17 protein-coding genes and 1 tRNA gene are annotated in these 21,770 nt (G+C 48.7%); 9 read left to right on the forward strand and 9 right to left on the reverse strand.

Annotated elements, in window-relative coordinates; genetic code table 11:
* The first annotated feature begins 2 nt into the window (after nt 1-2).
* From DWB84_RS04890 to DWB84_RS04900, 3 genes are all read left to right on the forward strand, one after another.
* Complete coding sequence (locus DWB84_RS04890; protein ID WP_187408600.1) at nt 3-386, forward strand: hypothetical protein; 384 nt, start codon at nt 3-5, stop codon at nt 384-386.
* 85 nt (nt 387-471) lie between these two features.
* Entirely contained in the window at nt 472-915 is a 444-nt protein-coding gene (locus DWB84_RS04895) for a DUF2383 domain-containing protein (RefSeq protein ID WP_187408601.1), read from the forward strand.
* Nucleotides 916-996: 81 nt separating this feature from the next.
* Entirely contained in the window at nt 997-1,680 is a 684-nt protein-coding gene (locus DWB84_RS04900) for a phosphoribosyltransferase (RefSeq protein ID WP_187408602.1), read from the forward strand.
* Here DWB84_RS04900 and DWB84_RS04905 read toward each other — a convergent pair.
* The 4 genes from DWB84_RS04905 to DWB84_RS04920 all read right to left on the reverse strand — a co-directional run bounded on the left by DWB84_RS04905 (nt 1,677) and on the right by DWB84_RS04920 (nt 5,075).
* Nucleotides 1,677-2,660, reverse strand: coding sequence for a lysylphosphatidylglycerol synthase domain-containing protein (locus DWB84_RS04905; RefSeq protein ID WP_370589669.1), 984 nt, complete (start codon nt 2,658-2,660; stop codon nt 1,677-1,679). The two genes, DWB84_RS04900 and DWB84_RS04905, sit on opposite strands and share 4 nt — an antisense overlap.
* 1 nt (nt 2,661) lies before the next feature.
* Nucleotides 2,662-3,963 (reverse strand): cardiolipin synthase ClsB, encoded by a 1,302-nt coding sequence (gene clsB, locus DWB84_RS04910; RefSeq protein ID WP_187408603.1) that lies wholly within the window; start codon nt 3,961-3,963, stop codon nt 2,662-2,664.
* A 48-nt stretch (nt 3,964-4,011) separates the two neighbouring features.
* The gene (locus DWB84_RS04915; RefSeq protein WP_187408604.1) at nt 4,012-4,773 is read right to left on the reverse strand and encodes an endonuclease/exonuclease/phosphatase family protein; all 762 of its coding nucleotides are present in this window, start codon (nt 4,771-4,773) and stop codon (nt 4,012-4,014) included.
* 134 nt (nt 4,774-4,907) lie between these two features.
* A complete protein-coding gene (locus tag DWB84_RS04920) occupies nt 4,908-5,075 on the reverse strand; it encodes a DUF1328 domain-containing protein (RefSeq protein WP_187408605.1) in 168 nt (55 codons plus the stop codon).
* Between the two features lie 291 nt (nt 5,076-5,366).
* Here DWB84_RS04920 and DWB84_RS04925 point away from each other — a divergent pair, with 291 nt between their 5' ends.
* Together DWB84_RS04925 and DWB84_RS04930 are read left to right on the forward strand one after the other, a co-directional pair.
* Nucleotides 5,367-5,900 carry a lipocalin family protein gene (locus DWB84_RS04925; RefSeq protein ID WP_222868004.1) on the forward strand — a complete coding sequence of 178 codons (534 nt, stop codon included), beginning with the start codon at nt 5,367-5,369 and terminating at the stop codon, nt 5,898-5,900.
* 313 nt (nt 5,901-6,213) lie between these two features.
* Entirely contained in the window at nt 6,214-7,443 is a 1,230-nt protein-coding gene (locus tag DWB84_RS04930; protein WP_187408606.1) for a glycosyltransferase, read from the forward strand.
* A 123-nt stretch (nt 7,444-7,566) separates the two neighbouring features.
* On the opposite strand, the gene rmf is transcribed toward DWB84_RS04930, so the two are convergent.
* On the reverse strand, nt 7,567-7,770 hold the full coding sequence (rmf, locus tag DWB84_RS04935; protein ID WP_187408607.1) for a ribosome modulation factor: 204 nt from the start codon (nt 7,768-7,770) through the stop codon (nt 7,567-7,569).
* Nucleotides 7,771-8,300: 530 nt separating this feature from the next.
* On the opposite strand from rmf, the gene rlmKL reads away from it, so the two are divergent.
* The 4 genes from rlmKL to DWB84_RS04955 all read left to right on the forward strand — a co-directional run bounded on the left by rlmKL (nt 8,301) and on the right by DWB84_RS04955 (nt 14,968).
* Entirely contained in the window at nt 8,301-10,490 is a 2,190-nt protein-coding gene (rlmKL, locus tag DWB84_RS04940) for a bifunctional 23S rRNA (guanine(2069)-N(7))-methyltransferase RlmK/23S rRNA (guanine(2445)-N(2))-methyltransferase RlmL (RefSeq protein WP_187408608.1), read from the forward strand.
* Nucleotides 10,491-10,500: 10 nt separating this feature from the next.
* Nucleotides 10,501-12,504 carry an excinuclease ABC subunit UvrB gene (uvrB, locus tag DWB84_RS04945; protein WP_187408609.1) on the forward strand — a complete coding sequence of 668 codons (2,004 nt, stop codon included), beginning with the start codon at nt 10,501-10,503 and terminating at the stop codon, nt 12,502-12,504.
* A 20-nt stretch (nt 12,505-12,524) separates the two neighbouring features.
* Nucleotides 12,525-14,324 (forward strand): ABC transporter ATP-binding protein/permease, encoded by a 1,800-nt coding sequence (locus DWB84_RS04950; RefSeq protein ID WP_370589670.1) that lies wholly within the window; start codon nt 12,525-12,527, stop codon nt 14,322-14,324.
* A gap of 161 nt (nt 14,325-14,485) precedes the next feature.
* Nucleotides 14,486-14,968, forward strand: a complete 483-nt coding sequence (locus DWB84_RS04955) for a type VI secretion system tube protein Hcp (RefSeq protein WP_187408610.1) — start codon at nt 14,486-14,488, stop codon at nt 14,966-14,968.
* Nucleotides 14,969-15,128: 160 nt separating this feature from the next.
* Here the strand turns inward: DWB84_RS04955 and DWB84_RS04960 are convergent.
* The 4 genes from DWB84_RS04960 to DWB84_RS04975 form a co-directional block, all read right to left on the reverse strand.
* Nucleotides 15,129-15,205 (reverse strand) — tRNA-Pro (locus DWB84_RS04960).
* Nucleotides 15,206-15,342: 137 nt separating this feature from the next.
* Nucleotides 15,343-18,141, reverse strand: a complete 2,799-nt coding sequence (locus tag DWB84_RS04965) for a DUF349 domain-containing protein (RefSeq protein WP_187408611.1) — start codon at nt 18,139-18,141, stop codon at nt 15,343-15,345.
* 397 nt (nt 18,142-18,538) lie between these two features.
* A complete protein-coding gene (locus tag DWB84_RS04970) occupies nt 18,539-20,227 on the reverse strand; it encodes a hydrogenase maturation protein (RefSeq protein ID WP_187408612.1) in 1,689 nt (562 codons plus the stop codon).
* A 512-nt stretch (nt 20,228-20,739) separates the two neighbouring features.
* Nucleotides 20,740-21,549 carry an MHYT domain-containing protein gene (locus DWB84_RS04975; protein WP_187408613.1) on the reverse strand — a complete coding sequence of 270 codons (810 nt, stop codon included), beginning with the start codon at nt 21,547-21,549 and terminating at the stop codon, nt 20,740-20,742.
* Between the last annotated feature and the right edge of the window lie 221 nt (nt 21,550-21,770).

The raw sequence follows: 21,770 nt of genomic DNA on the forward strand, positions 1-21,770 counted from the left end.
TAATGCTCGCTTGCTTTGCATGGCTTCTGATGGCGACCATCTTTGTTCAAGTACCTAATTTATTAGGGGTCCATGAGCAGCATAAGGATGGTTTGGTATCGGTAATGGATGCGACCAAAATCGCATTTTTTACGATTCCTATTACCTTTATTGCAACCGCAGGGTTTGCACTCTATTACGGCAGAGCAGAGCAGTATTTCAGTTATCCGGCAATGGTGATTTACGCCCATATTGCCGCGCTTATGGTTGGTATTGTTATTCAAGTTCTCTTTTTAAAAAGTAAAGAAATCAACGTATTGGAGTGGGTTGGTTTGGCTATAGCGCTGCTAGGGTTAGTTTTATCCGTTTATAGCAAGGCCATTTTGGTATGGTTTAAAAGCGGATAAGGACGGATATTGGCGTGACATTTGAATATTGAGATAGCAACCAGAATTTAACTGGTATTAATAAAACACAGCGAGGAATATGAATATGCAAACTTCTGATCGCAGCCAAGATATTAAATATCTCAATTCCTTTTTGAGAAGCGAGCTTTCCGCGGTGGAAACCTACAATCAATGCATCCGCAAACTGGATGATTCACAAATTGCCTCTGGCTTGAGCGATTTGCAAATTTCCCATCAACGCCGCGCTGAATTGTTGCGGGAAAAAATCCGCGAACTCGGCGGAACTCCGGAAGACTCATCTGGCTTGTGGGGTAGCTTTGCCAAAATGGTCGAAGGTGGTGCCAAATTGTTTGGTGATCGCTCAGCTATCGCAGCCTTGGAGGAGGGCGAAGATCGCGGACGGGATGAATATATTGAGAAGAGCGATAGTTTATCTCCGGAGGTGCAACGTTTCGTTAACGCCGAATTGTTACCGGAGCAGCGCCGCAGTCACGACGTTCTCAATCGCATCCAAAAATTGGTGCATTAATTTTTAATAACAAAAAGAAGGAATGAACCTTTAAAGCCGACACAAGTCGGCTTTTTTAATTCGGCGAAACTAGGGCAGCATATGGCCATAAATAAAATACGCTATCTTGATCGAATCGAAGCAGGGCATCAGCTACTTGACGCGATTAAACCCATGGCTGATCCTCAAGCAGTAATACTGGCCTTGCCCAGAGGCGGTGTGCCTTTGGGTTATGTGTTGGCGCAGGCTCTACACGCTCCACTGGATGTATTGTTAGTGCGCAAGTTGGGCGTGCCGGGCCAAGAGGAGGTTGCCATGGGGGCCATAGCTTCCGGCGGTTTTCATTTTGTAAACGAAGAATATACCAAAGCCTTGCAAATCGAGGATTCGGAAATTCATCTGGTAATCGAAAGGGAAATGCAGGAATTAGAGCGCCGGGAAATTTTGTATCGCAGCGGGCGCACATCGATACCATTACAGAATCGACAAGTGATCATAGTGGACGATGGTATAGCAACCGGCGCCACTATGAGAGTGGCGGTTGAGGCTGTTAGGCAGCGAATGGCTGCTGAGGTGATCATTGCTGTTCCGGTGGCTCCCGCGCAAGTCGTACATTCGCTCTCAGGAGTGGTCGAGCATATTGTATGTCCCTTGACGCCACCGAATTTTCGCGCCGTTAGTTTGTGGTATGAAAACTTTCCCCAAACGACGGACGAAGAAGTGTTGGACCTTTTACAAACATCATGGAGAGAGCTGCGTTCGTCTAAGCGAATTTCCCAAGCTTAACTATTTCCGCTCTTGCGATAATAGCTCTCATAACCAATATAAACCGGCAAGCTGATGGCAAGCGGCACCAGATAAAAAATGCAACGATAGGCAAAAACGCCTGCGATCAATTGATGTTTAGGCACTTCGCCTGCCAGTAATGCAACAAATACCGCTTCCAGTACACCTAGTCCACCGGGTACATGTGATAGAGCTCCGGCAACGCAGCTCACAAGCAAAACAGCGTAAACGGTAGGAAAGCTTAATTCGTCCGGCATGAATTGATAGATAGACGCCGCCATCAAAGTCCAGTGGATGCATGCAATGGCAAACTGTAGAACAACGATTTTTCCAGGTGGCAAGGTAATATTGTGATCTCGTATTTGGAATTCCCGCTTTTTTGAAAAAAAGCAGAAGCCCAGATACACCGCCACTATCAGTAACAATACAGCGCCAATACCTTGCAACGCGATTTTTCCAACAATCCAATTGCCTGGCGGATCAATCGCGCCTGAGGCGAAAAGGCCACCTGCCAATAAAAAATAGCCAAGCCAATTGCTGAATACGGTAATTCCTAAAATTTTGGTGACATCGCCGCTGCTGACGCCCAGACGTGAGTACAAACGATAACGAAACGCCACACTGCCTACCACAGCGCCGAGGTTAAGATTGCAGGCATAACTGATCCAAGCGGCGAGCCAAGTGGCAAAAGCAGATGTTTTGAGTTTCAAAAGATGGCGACCGATAAGATCATAAGCCGCGTAAGCGGAATAGCAGAGAAAACCTATGCCAAAGCCCACTATCAGTGTCGTGAGCTTGGTTTCGCGCATTGTGCTAAAGACTTTATTCCATTCTATTTCGCCGGCGTTTTTAATCAGCAATGTGATTACGGCGATAAAAAAGACAAGGGTTAACGCCCGTTTCAGTCCGGTGGAATGGGCTTTCGCCCAGTGCGTCATGCCGTGTCCATACTGTCTGATGGAGTTTTGTGCGGCCGTCATATCAAACCTCGCTGAGATGACTGAAATCGCGCGTTACTACCTTGCGCATATTGCCCGCTTCGGGATGTTGTTTGTTTACTCGATCTCGCATGGATTCATCTTCCATATCTGCCCGGGCTCTAATTTCACGAATGACCGGATTGTGTTTAGGGAACCAGGCAGCCAAAGAGGGCCAGTGACGCATAATGTGATAAGAGAAAAAATTCTTGATCAAATGAATACGACTGCGGCGGCTTAGCCATTTGCTCTCGATTAAGCGACTGGCCTTTTGCAGCTTGCGCATCTCCTGCATCAGCTGATAATTAAAATTGCGATCCAGCACTACTACATTCGCTTCAAGATTTAAAGCCAAGCTCAGAGGGTCGAGATTACTCGAGCCTATAGTCGACCATTCATCATCGATCAAAGCAATTTTGGCGTGTAAAGGGCGCTCTAAGTATTCATAAACACGAATGCCGTTACCGGTCAGCTCATCATAAAGGCAGCGCGCCGCACGTAGAGCTAAAGGAATATCTGGCTCGCCTTGTAGGATGACAACCACTTCAACGCCGCGTTTAGCTGCATTGCGTAGTGCGTGCAGCATACGGAAACTCGGAAAAAAATAGGCATTGGCAATATAAATTCGATGTTTGGCTTTGCGTATGCCGAGCAAATAGGCCTTTTCAATATCATTGCGATAATAGCGGTTATCGCGCGCGACGAATGCAATCCTGGAATCCCCAGCCTTTGGAGGATTGTGAATATACTTGATCATTTCCCCAAGATGACTATCGTCGGCGTCTTGCACATAGGCTTTGCATAGATTGCGGATAACTGGAACAATCGGACCTTCCACTTCAGCGGCATAGTCCTGTTTGCCGATGGGCTCGAATTCGGTCATATGTTCGTGACAGAGATTAATCCCTCCAATCAACGCGTAGCGACCGTCGATGACAACCAGTTTTCGGTGTAGGCGGCGAAACAGATTGGGGCGTGAACGAGACCATTTTGGCTGTGGGTCGAAAATTTGAAAAATCGCCCCGGCTTCCGTCAGCTCCTTTATATAGTCCCCGTCCAGGAAAAATGTACCGTAGCTATCCGCCGTGATGCCGATCCAGACGCCGCGTTTTGCTGCGGCAATCAAGGCTCTTTTAAGCGCTTTGCCCACTCTGTCGTTATTTAGAATAAAGGTTTCGATAAAAATTTCTTTTTGGGCTTGCCGAATACGTCGGATCAGGAGTGGAAAAAATTCATCCCCATTTTCCAATAATTGAATTCGGTTGCCGTTATGAAAGCGTTTATGATCTTTATAAAGCTCGAACATGGTAGTTCCCTCGACATCTGATGATTCATTGAAAATCAAAATGTCAATTTAAAATATGATCTCCGCCAGCAGCGGTTTGTGATCGGATAAATGCGACCACGGTTTATTAGGTAATACAACAGGTATCACCGTCCGGGCGCACCGGGTGTAAATCCGGTCCAGTCGCAGTAGCGGAAAATGTGCCGGAAATGTCCGGGCTGGTTTAGCACCTGTGTGTCCGAACGCTTCGCACAGGCCAAGCTCTTCACGCATATAACGATCACCGTGTAGCCGCCAGTCATTAAAATCTCCAGCGACGATCAAGGGGGCGTTAAGGTCTATTTTGTCGACCAAGCCTCGCAACATGCGCAATTGTTGCTGCCGATCATTTTCTCTCAGACTTAAATGAACGCAGATCGTATGCAGCGTTATATCGTTCGGCAAATTCAAGCAGCTGTACAGAAGTCCACGTTTTTCCATCCCATTCAGCGACACATCATGATTTTCCCAATGGCTGATGGGATATTTGCTCAAAAGGGCATTGCCGTGATGTCCTTCGGGATAAACAGCATTTCTGCCATAGGCGTAAGCATGCCAGATGCTATCAGCCAAAAATTCGTATTGGGGTTTGTGGGGCCAGCGTTCCCGATGGCGGCGAGACCAAGCATGATGTTCGCCGAGTACTTCCTGGAGAAAAACCACATCTGCGGATAGAGCTCGGACTGCATTGCGCAGTTCGGGCAATATGAAACGTCGATTAAAACTGGTAAAGCCTTTGTGTGTATTCACCGTCATCACTTTTATCGAATAAAGTGGCGCTCTGTTTGGCATCTGTTGCGCTTCTCCTGCATTTTTTACAAACAACGGCGTGTGGGTAGTTGTCTCCTGCGTAAAACAAATGCTCTGTAAAAATAAAAGCCGATAAATCGGCTTTTATTTTCTTGCAAGCTTAAGGTATTCAGCCCCTATATCCTGGGACCCCGACGTCCGGCTACAGCAAATACGATCGCCAGAATGATACCTACGACAAAGAGAATCCATGCGATGTTTGTCGCGGTGCCGGCGATGCCGGTGAAACCAAATACCGCAGCGATAAGGCCGATCACTAGAAATGTAAGTGCCCAACTAAACATATTTATATCCTCCAAGGATTTCGCTGTTTATATATGACGAGCCAAGGATCAATAGAGCTGTCGCTGTTGGCAGTGCAGTTAGTGTGCCACAACAGAAAGTCCTTGCAGATGAAGCCTGTTATGCTCACAAGGCGCATTGAATCGAAACGCTTTTACAAAAGATCCAATCTTTTTCGCCAAAAATGTAAAAAAGAACTTTTGTGTTGTTCGTGGTATCGATTTTGTATCGCTGGCACGAAGCCAAGTTGGTCATGACTGGCCAATTTTCCATTAATCAAAAGGAATAAAACTATGCGTTGTTTAATTCATTGTGTTTTTATTGTAGTGGTGTCGTTCTTGCTCCCTGCATGTGTTTCAGTACCCAAGGGCATACAGCCTATAAGTCCGTTTGATATACAGCGCTATTTGGGGGCATGGTATGAAATAGCCCGCCTGGAAAATTCATTTGAAGCAGGTCTTACTCGTGTAACGGCTGATTACTCGTTGCTCCCCGACGGCACAGTTCATGTCAAGAATGTGGGCTTTTCGCCTGAATCAGGAAAGTGGAAAGAGGCGATAGGTAAAGCTGATTTTGTGAATGGGGAAAATAAGGCGCATCTTAAAGTCAGTTTCCAATGGCCGTTTTATAGCTCTTATATAGTATTTAAATTGGATCCTAACTACCGCTACGCTTATGTTACCGGGAATGACCGGGATTACCTATGGTTGCTATCGCGCACGCCTTCCGTAAGTGAAGAAGTGCTGGAAGATTTTAAGAAAACAGCACAGGCACAGGGATTTAACTTGGACGATTTAGTGATAGTCGATCATACCCCTCTCGATTAATAGCATAATTACGGAATGTCTTAAGCTTGCAATTTTTACACGCTCTGCTTGGCATTCCGTAAAATTTATGCTCTACCTCGATCTGCCATACTCCTTTGGGTTGTCTGTAAACATTCAATTTAGTTGGGAATCTCTTTCGCTGGCACGGATCTTGAGAAGCTCGCTACGTCATTTCGTTACCTGATGAACCTTAGTCTTTTAATTACGTTCTGTTCGGTCACATCCAAGGTGAATTTTCAATGTGGGATGGGATACATTGGATTGGCGGCGCGAGCAATGAGAGAGAAGCGAGAACAATGCTATGAGAGATCTGTTGGCTAAGATCTACGAATCGTGGGGAGCGAAATCTCCTATAAATCGCATTTTTGAAAATGCGTATTTTGGCCGTCCATTTGGTAAATCAGGCCGAAAAATTTTGATGCTATATTGCCCGAGCAATCCGGTTGCGTTTAGTCAAATTTACCCTTTCTTTTTTTATGAGTCTGATATTGAAGCTCGATATGACATATCCATTCGTGCGCTGCCGCTCGACCGTTGCTACTCCGACTTGGTGCGTGAAGCTGACCTAATTTGTGTGCAAACAGAATTCTTCATTGAAGATTATCAAGTCGATGCGCTTTTTACCGATCTGAAAAAACATAATCCGAATGCTCGATTTGCTTATTTTGACTGGTTTGCGCCGCTCGACTTGCGTTTGGCAGAGATACTCAATCCTCATATCGACTTATATGTAAAACGCCAAGTATTTCGTGATCTGAAAGCTTATGATCGGCCGACATTGGGTGATACCAATTTGACTGATTATTACAGCCGCGCCTTTAAGATAAAGGACAATGTGCGTTATTTCCCCGTGCCCAATGATTTCTTTTCGAAAATCATTTTAGGCCCCGGACTATTAACCGGGCCTCATTTGCTCAATAAATTTGCTTCTGGAAAGGATTTGTCTGAGCCGAAAAACATTGATCTGCATGCGCGCTTTGCCAAATCGGGCACGCCGTGGTATTCGGCGATGAGGACGGACGCCTATTTGGCATGTCAGAAATTGACGATCGGACCTAAATTGTCCTCTTTTGCGGTGGTGTGCGGCGGAGGGGTGTCGCGTCGCCAATATTTATCTGAGCTTGCAAAATCGAAAATTTGTTTTAGTCCATTTGGCTATGGCGAAGTGTGTTGGCGCGATTATGAGGCTGCGTTATACGGCGCGCTTTTGCTAAAGCCTGACATGAGTCACGTCCGCACCGATCCAGAAATTTTTGTCAAGGATGAGACTTACGTCTCACTGTCTTGGGATCTCTCTGATCTGGCGGAAAAGGTTGAGTTTTATCTCAATCACGCTCATGAACGTAATCGCATCGTGGACAATGCCTATTCTGTAATGCGGGCTTATTTCGCCAACAAGGGCTTTTTGCAGCAGATGTCTCCCATTTTTGATCTGGCCCATGGCCGGCTGGTCAATAACGCGTTGGAGTATCCATATCCAGTATTGCCTTCGAAGAAAAAAGCTGGCGCGATGGGGAAGCTCTCTTACGGGGAGGGGTTTTGAGCGTCGTGAACGGATTGAAAATAAAAAAATTAGGCCCGCTAGAACGGGCCTTGTATCGCGTCAGCGATCCTGGGGGAGATTATAAGTTGATGAGAATGCTGCACCTGCAGCACATTGGCGAAGTCAAAAACTGTGTAATTTCTGCACCTGGGCCCTGGTGTCGAATCCGCTCCACTGATCTTCCCTTCCTTCACGCCATCCGTTCATCCATACTACGCGCGCTTTACCGGACTCGAATGGGCAGGTTGCCCAGGATCTACCCGACATGGCGGCTTGGTACCCTTTGGCAAAGGCTCGTTCAATCGGGCTACGTTTCTGGCTTCTCATTGCGTATACACCTCTCTATGGTGGGTGGAGTGGTCGATAAACGTCCGTAAGGATTTGCTATTCCCAAGAATGAATGTCCGGAGAATATGTGCAAAAACTATTTTTCGGCCATTTACCTCCGAAACTGATGGTGTCGGTTTTGACCGGGCAATTCCGCAGTCGTTCCGAGACGATCCGCACCGGAAAGTGCGCAAGGTCGTCAAATGTGACTTGGTTATTGCTCGGGAGGATGTGGAATAATTTCTACTTAATTTCCATTGCGATGACTTTATTTAAGTACAACAACATTTAAGTACATCGAACAATGGGCTGATGAGGCGGTAAGTACTATTTATCCCATATGAAAATCAGGGCCACCTCTATTCTTGCTACGCTATTGATTCTTGTTACGCTCGACATCATCTCGCAAATACATCTGCCGATGATTGCGGCCAGGTCTTTCAGTTAAACAAAGACATAAGACGATGTGAACGAATTTATACTTCTAGGCCCAGCTCCCGTTATTACCAGAATTTCTTACGATAAGTGATATGACTACAGAAAATCTCTCTTTTTTCGCCACATGCCCCAAAGGACTTGAAGATTTACTTGCGCGTGAGCTGGAAGTGTTCACTCCTGCAGCGGTCCATATGTCAATTGGCGCTGTGTACTTTGATGCAACAATCGATGTCGCTTATTCCCTTTGTTTGTGGTCGCGCGTTGCAAACAGAGTTTTTCTTCAATTAAACGATCCAAAGAATTCGCCTCCCATTGCCACGGAGTTGGCACTTTATTCCGCTGTGGCAGAAATTCCCTGGGAAAATCATATGGCTACCGATACCACCTTCGCGGTGGATTTTGTCGGCACCAACAAAGCGATCACTAACACGCAATACGGCGCTGTACGTGTCAAAGATGCCATTGTGGACCGTCTGCGGGCCCGCATTGGTCGCAGGCCCGACGTAAACAAACAGCAACCGCAAATCCGTATCCAGGCTCGATTAGCGAAAGGGCGGGTGCAAATAGGGTTGGATTTGTCCGGTGGCAGCTTGCATCAGCGGGGCTATCGCCTGGAGCAGGGCGCAGCACCTTTAAAAGAAAATTTAGCGGCCGGCATCTTATTACGTCTGGGCTGGCCAGAGCTGGCGCAGCAGGGGGCCTATTTGGTTGATCCTATGTGCGGTTCCGGCACTTTTTTGATTGAAGCGGCATTGATTGCAGCAGATACAGCCCCGGGATTGCTTAGAACGCGCAACTCCGTGAATCCGTGGGGGTTCGAACACTGGCTCGGGCATAAGCCCAAGATCTGGGGCGAACTCCTGCAATCTGCGCAAGAGCGGGCTTCCACCGGTAAGGCTGCGCTCTCAGGTGAGCGATTTTGGGGGGCGGACCAGAGTGCACGGATGTTGCAGATGGCTAAAGCCAATGCCGAAAGAGCCGGGATGGCGGAATTTATTGGGTTCAGCAAGGCCGAAATAGCCGAATTCCGCCGTCCCGAGCATATGCAGGGGACGGGTGTAATACTGTGCAATCCGCCCTACGGCGAACGTTTGGGTGAAATCGAAGAGCTAAGAGACACTTATTTGAAAATCGCCGAGATGAGCAAGCGCGAATGCCCAGGCTGGCAGCTCGCGGTGTTTACCGGAAATCCCGAGTTGGCGCGGGAGATGCGCCTGCGTCCGAAAAAGACCAATAAATTTTTCAACGGTCCGCTGCCATGTGAATTGTATGTGTACGATCTTATGTCCAGCGAGCAGGCAACTCTGCGGCGCGATCGCGAAACGATCAGGGAAGAAGATTTAAGTGAAGGCGCTTTGATGGTCGCCAATCGAATCAAGAAAAATCTGCGCAAATTGCAGCCTTGGCTCAAAAATGCTCAGACTAATGCTTATAGGGTCTACGATGCGGATATTCCAGAGTACGCTGCCGCAGTCGATTTTTATGACGGCCAATTGCACGTACAGGAATATGCAGCACCTAAAACCATTCCGGAAGATGTAACGCAAAAACGTCTGCGCGAATTATTGAATGCGGTCGCGCATGTGTTTTCTGTGCCGCAAAAAAAGATCGCGTTAAAAACCCGGCAGCGCAATAAAGGATTGCAGCAGTATGAAAAAATGGCGGATGCTGGCGAATATTTTCAGGTAACCGAAGGAAAAGCCAAACTGTGGGTGAATTTGCGCGATTATCTGGATACAGGACTGTTTCTGGATCATAGGCCGCTGCGCAAAATGATCTATGAACAAGCGCTGGGCAAACGTTTTCTCAATCTATTTTGTTATACGGCAACAGCGAGCGTGCATGCTGCTCTCGGTGGCGCAGCCCAAACGGTCAGCGTTGATATGTCGAAAACCTATTTGGAGTGGGCAGGGCGCAACTTTGCACTGAATTCCATTGTCAGCGAACGCCATCAATTGGTTCAGGCAGATTGTCTAAAATGGCTGAATCAATGTCGTCAGGGGTTCGACCTTATCATGCTGGATCCACCGACTTTTTCTAACTCCAAGCGTATGGAAGGCGTGCTGGATGTGCAGCGCGACCACGTCGCTTTGGTGCGCCGATGTATGGAATTGCTCAATCCAAAAGGCAAATTGTATTTCTCCAATAATTTGCGCGGATTTAAATTGGATACCGAAGCATTAGAGGAGTTTAATGTTCAAAATATAACGGCTCAGACCATCGACGTGGATTATTCTCGCAACCCCAAAATTCATCATTGTTTTTTGATTGAACATAAATGAAGGCAAAGCCATGAGCGATTTATTTAAAGTCAAGTGCGCTTACGCTCCTGCAGGTGATCAGCCCAAAGCCATTGCGGAATTGGTCAAAGGCATTCATGCCGGATTGGCCCACCAGACATTGCTCGGGGTCACCGGTTCGGGAAAAACGTTCACGATTGCGAATGTAATCGCTCAACTGCAACGGCCTACCATGGTCATGGCGCACAATAAGACGCTTGCTGCGCAGCTATATGGCGAATTCAAAGAATTTTTTCCGCACAATGCGGTGGAGTATTTCGTCTCCTATTACGACTATTATCAGCCCGAAGCTTACGTTCCTTCGTCCGACACCTTTATCGAAAAGGATTCGTCCATCAACGAGCATATCGAGCAAATGCGGCTTTCTGCCACCAAGGCTTTGTTGGAGCGGCGCGACGCCATAGTGGTTGCCACGGTTTCGTCCATCTACGGTTTGGGTGATCCGGACGCTTATCTCAAAATGATTTTGCATCTGGTGCGCGGCGATCAGATCGATCAACGCAGTATTTTGCGGCGTTTGGCAGAGTTGCAATACACGCGTAACGACGTGGATTTCTTCCGCGCAAACTACCGGGTTCGCGGCGATGTGATCGATATATTCCCGGCTGATTCCGAAGCGCAGGCGGTGCGCGTTGAATTGTTCGACGACCAGGTGGAGCAAATATCGCTGTTTGATCCGCTTACGGGAGAAATTCAAGCCCGCGTTCCACGTATTACCATTTATCCAAAAAGCCACTATGTCACACCGCGAAGCCGCGTGTTGGAAGCTATCGAACAAATCAAAGAAGAATTGCGCGATCGCCTGGAAATGTTGCGCAAAAATAGCAAATTGGTCGAAGCACAGCGTTTGGAACAGCGGGTTAAATACGATTTGGAAATGATGCAGGAACTGGGCTACTGCAACGGCATTGAAAACTATTCGCGGTTTTTATCCGGCCGGGCTCCCGGCGAACCACCCCCGACTTTGTTCGATTATTTGCCGCGGGACGCTCTTCTGGTGATAGACGAATCCCACGTAACGATTCCGCAAATCGGCGCTATGTACAAAGGTGACCGCTCGCGTAAAGAAACCCTGGTGGAATACGGGTTTCGCCTGCCATCGGCGCTGGATAACAGACCCTTGCGTTTTGACGAATGGGAGCGCTTAGCGCCGCAGATGATCTTTGTTTCTGCAACCCCAGGCGATTACGAAGCTAAGCACGCTGGTGCGGTGGTGGAACAGGTGGTGCGTCCGACTGGGTTGGTCGACCCTGTGGTGGAAGTGCGGCCGGCAACCACTCAGGTGGATGATTGTTTGTCGGAAATTCGCGCCTGTGTGCAAGCGGGTGATCGCGTTCTGATCACCGTGCTCACCAAACGCATGGCAGAAGACCTGACGGAATTTTTGCAAGAACACGGGGTAAAAGTCCGTTATCTGCACTCGGATATTGATACCGTCGAACGCGTCGAAATTATTCGGGATTTGCGCGCGGGTGAATTTGATGTTCTGGTGGGGATCAACCTCTTGCGGGAAGGCCTGGATATGCCGGAAGTCGCCTTGGTCGCCATCCTGGATGCGGATAAAGAAGGCTTTTTGCGCTCGGATCGCTCGTTGATTCAAACCATAGGGCGTGCGGCGCGTAACGTGCGTGGACGGGCAATTTTATATGCGGATGCAATTACCGGTTCCATGAAGCGCGCGCTGGATGAAACTGAGCGCCGCCGCAATAAACAAATTCAATTCAACAAAGAGCACGGCATTACACCGCAAGGCATTCGCAAGAATGTCACGGATATTCTGGAAGGGGCGCGTATTCCAGGCGCCAAAGTCGGGCGCAAACGCATGGTGGCGGAAAAGCCGGCGGATTATCTGCAAAAGGTCGACCCAGGCAAGGATTTGTGGGCGCAAATTGCCGCACTGGAAAAAGAAATGTTGGCCGCAGCCAGAAATCTGGAATTTGAAAAAGCAGCCAGCATCCGTGATGCGATTCACGAACTCAAAACCCGCATTGAATAATCAAGCCATTAAGGATTCTTGTGCGTCCAAGTCATCACGTTCCATCCGACTCTGATATTCAACCCAACTGGCGGGTCATATTGTTATTGGCACCCTATTTAATGGAGTTTAAAGGGCGCGTCCTGCTTTCTTTGCTCCTACTGATTGCGGCCAAGGTCGCAGGCGTCGCGGTGCCATGGGTTCTTAAATTGATTGTCGATGATCTCGACTTGGCAAGTACGGCGGCTATTGTCGTTCCCGCGTTTTTACTGCTTGCCTACGGCGCCTTGCGCTTTGCCTCGGTATTTCTCGGCGAGTTGCGTGATGCTGTTTTTGCGCGCGTGACCGAGCGTGCAATGCGGCGGGTGGGATTGAAGGTTTTCAGTCACTTGCATTCGCTGGATTTGGATTTTCATCTGTCGCGGAAAACAGGCGGACTGTCGCGCGATATAGAGCGCGGAACTTCCGGAATAAATTTTTTATTGCGCTTTCTGTTATTCAATATTATTCCCACTATTTTTGAGCTGCTCCTGGTGGCGCTCGTTCTGTTCAAGCAGTTTTCTTTCACATTTTCCGTCGCTGTCATAATCTCCATCGCCATTTATATTGTTTTTTCCGTGGTGATTACCGAGTGGCGTACAAAATTTGTGCGTGAAGCCAACGAGCAGGACAACCGCTCCAATACCCGCGCAATCGACAGTTTGCTGAATTATGAGACGGTCAAATATTTCAATAATGAACAATACGAATCCCGAGAATACGACCAGCACCTGCAAGCGTGGGAGCAATCGAGATTAAAAAATCGCTTGTCCCTGGCGGCACTGAACTCCGGCCAAGCTTTGATTATCGCGGCATCCGTCACCGTGATGATGTTTATGGCAGCGCAAGGCGTAGTTGCAGAGGAAATGACTCTCGGCGACTTTGTGATGATCAATGCCTATATGATCCAATTATTTATCCCACTCAACTTCCTCGGATTTGTCTACCGTGAAATTCGCCAATCTTTAATCAACGTTGAGCGAATGTTCGAACTGCTTCGAGTCGAACCCAAAATCAGGGATTTGCCTACGGCCAGGCCCTTTATCACCAGTGACGGCAGATCGGTTTCTGTTGAGTTTCGTTCCGTGTCATTCGCCTATGATCCGGCCAGACCGATTTTGCGCAATGTCAGTTTTACTGCTGCTCCAGGGCAAAAAATTGCGATTGTCGGCCCGAGCGGCGCCGGCAAATCGACTATCGCGAAATTATTGTTCCGTTTTTACGATCCGAACGAGGGTGAAATTTATCTCGGCGGCCATAATATCCGCGAGCTGTCTCTGGACAGCTTACGCGCCCAGTTTGGCGTAGTGCCGCAAGATACAGTCCTGTTTAACGACACGATCTTTTACAACATTGCTTACGGCAATCCCAATGCCTCCCGCGAGGAAGTTCTGCGTGCGGCGGAAGCCGCTCACCTGAAACAATTTATTGAGCGATTGCCCAAGGGTTATGAAACACAGGTGGGTGAGCGAGGGCTCAAAGTATCCGGTGGGGAGAAGCAGCGCATCGCGATCGCCCGAGTTCTGTTGAAAAATCCCTCGGTCCTGATTTTTGATGAGGCGACTTCGGCGCTGGATACGGAGACTGAAAGAGTGATTACGCAGGCGCTGGATGAGCTGGCGGTGAAGCACACAGTTTTGATTATCGCGCATCGTCTTTCCACCGTTATGAACGCCGATCGCATCTTGGTATTGCATGAAGGTGAAATCGTAGAGCAGGGTACGCATATCGAATTATTGGCGCGTAAAGGCGTTTATAGCGTCCTGTGGCAGAACCAATTACATCAGGAGAGCCAAGAATAATCGCTAAAAGGATATTGCCCGAAGCCGGATTGAGATCTTAGTAGCAAATTTCCTACACGAAACATCGAATAAATCGGTTGAATCAAAATCAACCCCTGACATAAGATGTCCGCCAACACTGATACCCAGTGTACAGCCATCGACATCGAAGGAGCATTAATATGGCAATTTATATTGAATATGAAGGAATTAAAGGCAACGTCACTGCGGAAGGGTTCGCCGATCACATCAAAGTCCTGTCTTTGAGCTTTGGTGTCAGCCGCGGTATTTCCATGGAAGCCGGCCACATGGCCAATCGTGAAGCTACTCGCCCAAGCCTGAGCGAAGTCACCTTCACCAAACTTGCCGACAGTTCAACCACCTCCCTGTTCAAAGAAGCCGTAACCGGGTCCGCTGGTAAAAAAGTTTCCGTCAAGTTTTGTCAAACTGGCGCAGACAAGGTTACTGTCTTTATGGACTATGAATTGGAAGACTGCTTGGTCAGCAGCTATTCCATTTCCGCCAACAGTGAGGGTGATCCCATCGAAACCATCAGCCTCAGCTTTGCCAAACTGTTGGTCAACTATCACGACTATGACAAGAAAAACGCAGGCAAGAGCCCGCAGCGCGTGGGGTACGACCTTACCTCTGCAAAACCGCTGTAAGTTTAATAGTCCCTGTTATACAAAAGCCCGCGAAAGCGGGCTTTTTCGTTTCTATACGCAAGTAAATGGAAGTTGCGTTTGCGAATAGTAAGCGTGAGCCTAGGGTACGTATAGATAAGGGAGGAGTATTCGGATGAAATGGAAGCGTAGCGGGAGGAATTGGTCGGAGCGGCGGGATTTGAACCCACGACCACTACACCCCCAGTGTAGTGCGCTACCAGGCTGCGCTACGCTCCGAACGATGCGCCGCACCAGGGTGCGGCGAAGAGGCGCAAATCATACCGGAAACCATACGGAATGCAAGGCCAAAATTTTGTGGGCGCACGCCAGTACTGAAGGAGCCCGGTACTGGCGGCAGGGCGGGGGCTTTTGCCTTACTCACCGGCCAGCCAGCAAGCCAAAAAACGCTTTTCCAAAGGTGGGTAGTCTTTGCTGGAGGCTGCCGGGACGGCGAGCCACTCACGGAAAAGCTCGAGCATGGCAGCGTCGTTTACCTCCAATCCCTGGCCAAAGTTCTGCTTGAGGTTTTCGACCTGGTATTGCAAACGAAGAGCTTTGTCACTCTCTGGAGTGACACGGTCGGTGAGAATCTCCGAGCGTATGCAGAGAATGCGCAGTTGCTGCTCCGCTTCAAGCTGTTTGTCCTTGGTCAATGAGGCTGCATTTTGCAGACGATGCTCAAGGATATCTTTGGCATTTTGTGGCCATTGGAATTTGGCTTGCGCGATTGCCGTTTGAACTTCCTCTGCAGAGGCATTGGCGGGTGACAGCAAAACGGCGTTTTCGTATAAGCGAACTTGGTCCGCCAGAGTGAACACGCTGTGCCAGGCGCGGGCTATAGTCGCTTTTCGTTCGCTGGATGCTTTCTTATGCAGGGCATCTACAAGCTCGTGAAAACGACTGGCAATGGCGCGCGCGTTTTCGCGAGGCAACTCTCCGATCGCTTGAAATTCACTTTGCAAAGCTTCGGCGCGAGTTCTTCCCGCAAAAAATTCTTCGCCGCTCTTGGCCAGAATTTCTTCCAGTTGACCGAGAATATCTTCCGCTTGCTGTTTGGCAGCGTTTCTTTCTTCTTTCAGAGCCTCAGATTCCTGCTGACGTTTGGCGAAAATTGCATCGCAATGGGAGCGGAATTCCTGCCAGAGTGCTTGATCGTCTTTGCGTTTGCATTGGCCGATGGTTTGCCATTGGGCCTGCAGTTTTTTGGCGCCTTCTATCGCTGTGTGAGTGTCCGCAGTCTCTATGAGAGCCTTTGCCTGTGCAACTACATCAGCTTTTTTCTGCCGGTTGCGTTCGAACTCCTGATGAAGTTTTTCGTACAGCTGATCCATCAAATGATCAAAAGATTTTTGCAGCTCCTTAATGTCTTTACGTGGGATTGGCCAATAAGTTGCCCAGGCATCGCGCGAGGCGCGCAGGGTTTTTTCTACTTCCTTCCAGTTGGCATTTTCCCAGTCGTAGGCGTTCAGATACTGGGTTAGTTGCTCCAACAGAGTGCGCCGCAAACTAGCATTGTGTTCGCGTATTTGGCTTTGTTCGTCGAAATAGCGTTTGCAGGGTTCATAAGCTGTTTGTGCTGCTGCGTGGAATTCCTGCCACAGTTCTTCATCCTGGTTTTGGCCGCCGCGACATAGTTCTTTCCAAGCTTCTTGCAGCGAGTGGATTTTATCGGCCAGATCTTTCGGATGCAGGTCGCTATTTTCCAGCGCACGCATTTGTTTGATCAGCTCTTCTTTTTTGGGGGTAACGGCAAATTGGTGCCAATCCCCCAGCTTTTGAATGGAAAGTTTCAGATCTTCAAATTTTTGTCCGAGGTGGGAGGGCAGATCCACCTCCTGAACTTTACTTTCGAGTTCTTTGAGAATGGCGCGCGCGCGACCAACATAGCCTTGTGATACCGCCCAATTACCTTTGCGGATTAATTCCGCGCTTTCACGAATATGTTGTTTGGCAGATTCCGCTTTGGATTTGATCTGCTCGCTCCATTCATTAATGGTTTGTTTGCCGTGTTGGACAATTTCTGGTGGTGGCACCTCTTTCAGAGCGCGCGCATAAGAAACAATGGAATCGATGGCGGTTTTAATTTTTTGTCCCTGTTCTTCTTTCGTTGCCTGCAGGGATTCAATCAGTTGGGATAAGGAACCAGACTGACGTAGCTTTTGCAGCAATTCGCTGGCGCTGGTGCGCAGCTCTTGCAGACGCTGTTTTTCGTGCTGGACGTTGAGGCCATTATTTTGTGCGTCTTCGATGGCATGAAGAGATTGCTGTGTGTGCTCTTGTAATTCGCTTTCCAGTTCTTGCGGATTGGGATGGTTGTACAGTTTGGCAATAAATTCCTGCAGAGTGATTATGGCTTTGTGAACTTCTTTTTTGGCCTCTTGTTCTGCCGCACGAATGGAAGCAAGCAGCTTCTCTTTTTCGATCACTTCATTGATCTTCTGTTGGCATTTTTCGATGGCTTGCTGGTAACGCTGGCGGGCCTCGACCGACGCGCGTTCGGCAAATTGATTCCAGGCCGCTTCAATTTGTTTTTTGCGGGTTTCGAAGATGTCGTCGACATTGCGCTTGGCCAGTTGCTCGGCCTGGCTGCAGATCGCGTTAATTTCCGCGGCCATTTGCGCTTCTTTAATTTTTTCTTCTTTGAAAACGTCGAGTTTGGTGCGAACGATTTTATAAACTGATTTGTCTTTGTTTTTCGCCTGTTTGGCGAGTTGTTCCAGACTGGTACGGTTTTCTATCTTGGCTGCAGCAGCTTGGCGAAGTTGTGTGGTGCTGCCGTTGACGGCGATTTCCAGCAACAAATTCTCATTGTTGATTTGCTCGAGCAGGGAAACTCCCGCCTGGCTCGAATAGCCGCACAATGCTAATAACAGGCTCTGGTTTAAGGTGGATTTGCTGAGTTGCTCTACTGTGAGCTCGCCGGAGTCCAGCAGCTCGCCAATCCGCTTGCGCGCTGCGCTCTGCACGGTATTGGAAATGTCTTCGCGAGTCGCAAGGTTAAACAGTGCATCACTAAATGCCAGTTTTTTAATGGCAGCGAGACGGACTTGTTCCGTTGATGAGGTCAATGCATAGTCGGCGAGCTGTTCTTGGCTGGCTTGCTCCAAAGCGGCGAGCTTTTGCTCCAAAGTTTCGGGCTGCTTGCTTTTGAAAAGACGGGAAAAAAGAGACATATCGTTCGCTCTTGCGTGTTAATCGTTATTCATTTGAGGCGGCCATGGCCGCCTCAGCTAATATTCTGTTGCTATTCCTGTCGGGCGCTTTCATGGCGCGTCTACCTGCTGATCCTGATCACCATTGGCCAAGGAGCAGCCGGTACATATTTAAGAGCTTGGGTCCTTGCAAGCGGGCAAAAATTGTCCCGCCCGTCGCAAGTAAATGCAAGCTCTGCAGCGAGAGTCGCTCCTAACCCTATAACGCCTTCTCGTGTTGGATTTGCAGGTTGGGGGAAGCTCTCGCCGAAAAGCCTAAAGTTTATCGCAGAGGCAGTCTGGAAAGGGTGGGTTTGGTCCGCAGAATGAAGCGATAGGGAGGGAAATAAAACAGCCGCCCCGTAGGGCGGCGTCTGGATCAAGAGGCAATGGTTTCCGTTTCCAGCAGGTGAGCGGGCACTTTTCCTTTATAGACAAATTGGCGGCGCTCGAGATGGTAGCGGCTGCTCGGGTTGTAAAAGGTCGCGTGCATTTTTTCCAACTCGTGCTGGCGATAGGCTTCCAGAGGCTTTTCCGCTTCATCTGTCGCACGCTCGCGGCGTTTGATTCGCAACGCGTTATCGTAGTCCTCGCCTTCGGATACGCGCTCGACCAGCTCATACAGATGAGCATGGAATTGCTCCCAGTCTTCCTCAACCAGAGTATCTGCCAAGCCGAAGTTAAACGCTTCGGATGCGAGCATCGGCTGACATTCTTTGGTGAGTTGAAACGCGAGTTCTGCTCCTACCTTTTTGGGGAGGAGGTAGGTCCAATACTCGGAGCCGTACAGACCCATATTGTCGTAGTGTGGATTGAGCACTACGCCGTCGCGAATTACGACGCGATCGCATGCCAATGGCAATATGGCGCCACCAGCACCAGCGTTGTTGCGCAATGCGGCTATGGTCAGATGGTCGGGTGAATCGATAATTTCGCGCACGACATCATCGATCGCATTGATATTGGCCCAGGATTCGTCGGCGGGACTTTCGGCCGCTTCAATGCAATTGAGATGTATGCCATTGCTGAAAAAGTCTTCACCGCCCATAAACACAAGTGTTTTTACCGGCTCTTGTTTGACTTGTTTTATGGTCGCCAGCAAACGCTGACATTGTTCTGTGCTGGCTGCACCATTGTAGAAATCAAAATAGATGTAGGCGGCAGATCCACGGCGCTCCACGCGAATATCGTTGGGCGTTTCACTGCGCGTTTGTTGCAGTTTTGCGTACACATCGGCGGGAACCAATTCTTGAATCACCCGCGCAGCTGGCAATTTGATAGCCGGAAGATTTGGGTGCTCCTTGCATTTCATTTGGCGAATCCACACCGCGCCATCTTTAGTTGCAATGCAGGCAGCGCCATAGGACACGGCAATCAGTTCGCCCGGCTCTCCCCGCAAATTAGGCTCCTCGATGGGACCGTACAGAAATACTTCATGACCGAAAACCTGATCCAACACGCCGGGTGAAGTGTCTGCTGCGCGGATTTTTTGCAGAATGGTTTTGGTGGAATCTTCTAGCCAATCAATTTTGCGGTGATGTTGCCGCATGGTATCCAGCAATGTGCCTTTGACGTTGGGGTTGCTGTAATCCAGCGGGCGGGGTTTGAAGGTAGGTGATACAGCGTCTACGAGAGCTTGTTTAATAAGAGCGACTGCTGCCTGGCTGACTTCACGTTTATAAACACTGGTCTTGCCTGCTGGTCGCAGCGGGAATTCTGCTGTGCCCCAAATATCTCCCGCATCCATTTCTGCGTCCGCCTGGAGCAGAGTAACTCCCCAATAAGACCGATTATCTTTGATAGCCCAGTCCAGTGAAGAGGGGCCGCGATCACCTTCGATTCCTGGGTGGACGATCAGGCAGCGATGATTTTGCCAAATATCTTCCGGAATTCGATGGGTGAGGTAAGGGCACACAATCAGGTCAGGTTGAAAGCGGGAAATTTGCTCGCGCAATCGCGGCGGGTCCATGCCGTAATGCTGGTCGACTACATGACCAGCTACCAGAAGTTCTCGTAAAACTCTTTGACAAAGGCCGCTGAAGGATGAGGCAAGAAGCAGAATTTTCACTGTAGGTTCCTTGTATCGGTTGCAAAACCTGGATTAAGTTCCTGAACATCAAACAACAGATACCTGTGGGCGCGGGCGAAATTAAAAGGCTCCGCGCGAAGGATTCACTCACAAAAATGTCGGTTGAATTTCGTTGCCAACATCTCGCGAGTTAAGCTGCAAGAGTTTCAGAAGCTTTTTTGTTATAGCTTTACGCCGGATATCCCGGAAATATTAAAAAAAATTAAAATTCTAATTTTTATAATCAAGATAATTTTCTTTACTTGATGCCGTGCGCGAGGCAGCAATCGTAAAAGCAAATTTTTTAAATTGTTCAGAATCCTTAACAAGCAGCGCAATGAAGCGGTACTGGCGCGTTAATCTATGTGAGAGCTTTCAGTGATGCAAGTCTCAGAATGACGCCTTGTTGATTTTTGTGCCAATCTTTCCAAAACCTATTGCGCGGAGAGAAAAATCGGCACAAGGGAGGGAGCTTGAGGGTGATTAAAAAGAGGCCATCGGCCTCTTTTTAATCAATTTTTTTGTGCGGACAGGTCGAGTCTGCCGAATTGTTCACTATGTGAAGACGCTTCAGCCTCATCTTCGGCTTCCATTGCTTCATACATTTTGCGACTGAGCTGAGCCATACCCACAATCAGACACAATACCAGCAGCAACATGGAAAAACAGAAGATAAAAAGGCCCAGAGTAAGGGGTTTGATGCCTTCTTCGATGTGTGCAGTGTGGTCCATGGAGTCCATATTCATAGCGGCCATGCCCACGTAGTGCATACCGCATACCGCAACACCCATCACAACCGCGGCAAACAACATCTTAGTATTACCTTCCAGGTTAAATGCCAGCCAGAGAGCTGCCGTGGCGGCAACCAGCGCAATAACAATGGAAAGTGCAAATAGAGCAGGGTTGTAGGTCATGTTGGCCGCCATGTTCATGGCATACATTCCGCTGTAGTGCATGGAAGCAACACCAAGTCCGGTAATCACACCGGCAATTAATAAACGTGCGATGGAGTTTTTGTTGCCGCCGACGAAAAACAGGCCCGCCCCAACCACAATCACGGCGATCGCCAGAGAGGCAAACGTAATGATGGGGTCATAATTGACGGGCATGCCCATGTCATAAGCCAGCATACCGATAAAGTGCATGGTCCAGATTGCGCCGCCTCCAAGTGCCACGGCAGCAGCCATGATCCATGCCGCTTTATTAGTGATCGAAGATTGCGCCGCCTTCACTAACAGAATGCCAGTGTAAGAACCAAAAACAGAAACGCAAAAGGAGAGGGCAACCAGAAAGAAGTTGTAGCTGGGCTCTAAGTGATGCATGGCAATGTCTCTCAATGACGAATACAAATGGCATTGTAGGCGAGGATGGGTATGCTGACCTGCAAGTCGGCCGTCGCATTCTCACTTGTTAATTAGGCCTCTTCCCCTCAGAACCAACTTCCAATTAGATGGAGTGGTCGCTTCGGTTAGAAAACAAGTTTAGCAAAGGTTTTTTTGTTACGTATTTGCAGTGCAAGCTGACAATTGTAACCAGATGTTGG

This window comes from Saccharophagus sp. K07 (assembly GCF_014336955.1).
GTDB lineage: Bacteria > Pseudomonadota > Gammaproteobacteria > Pseudomonadales > Cellvibrionaceae > UBA5868.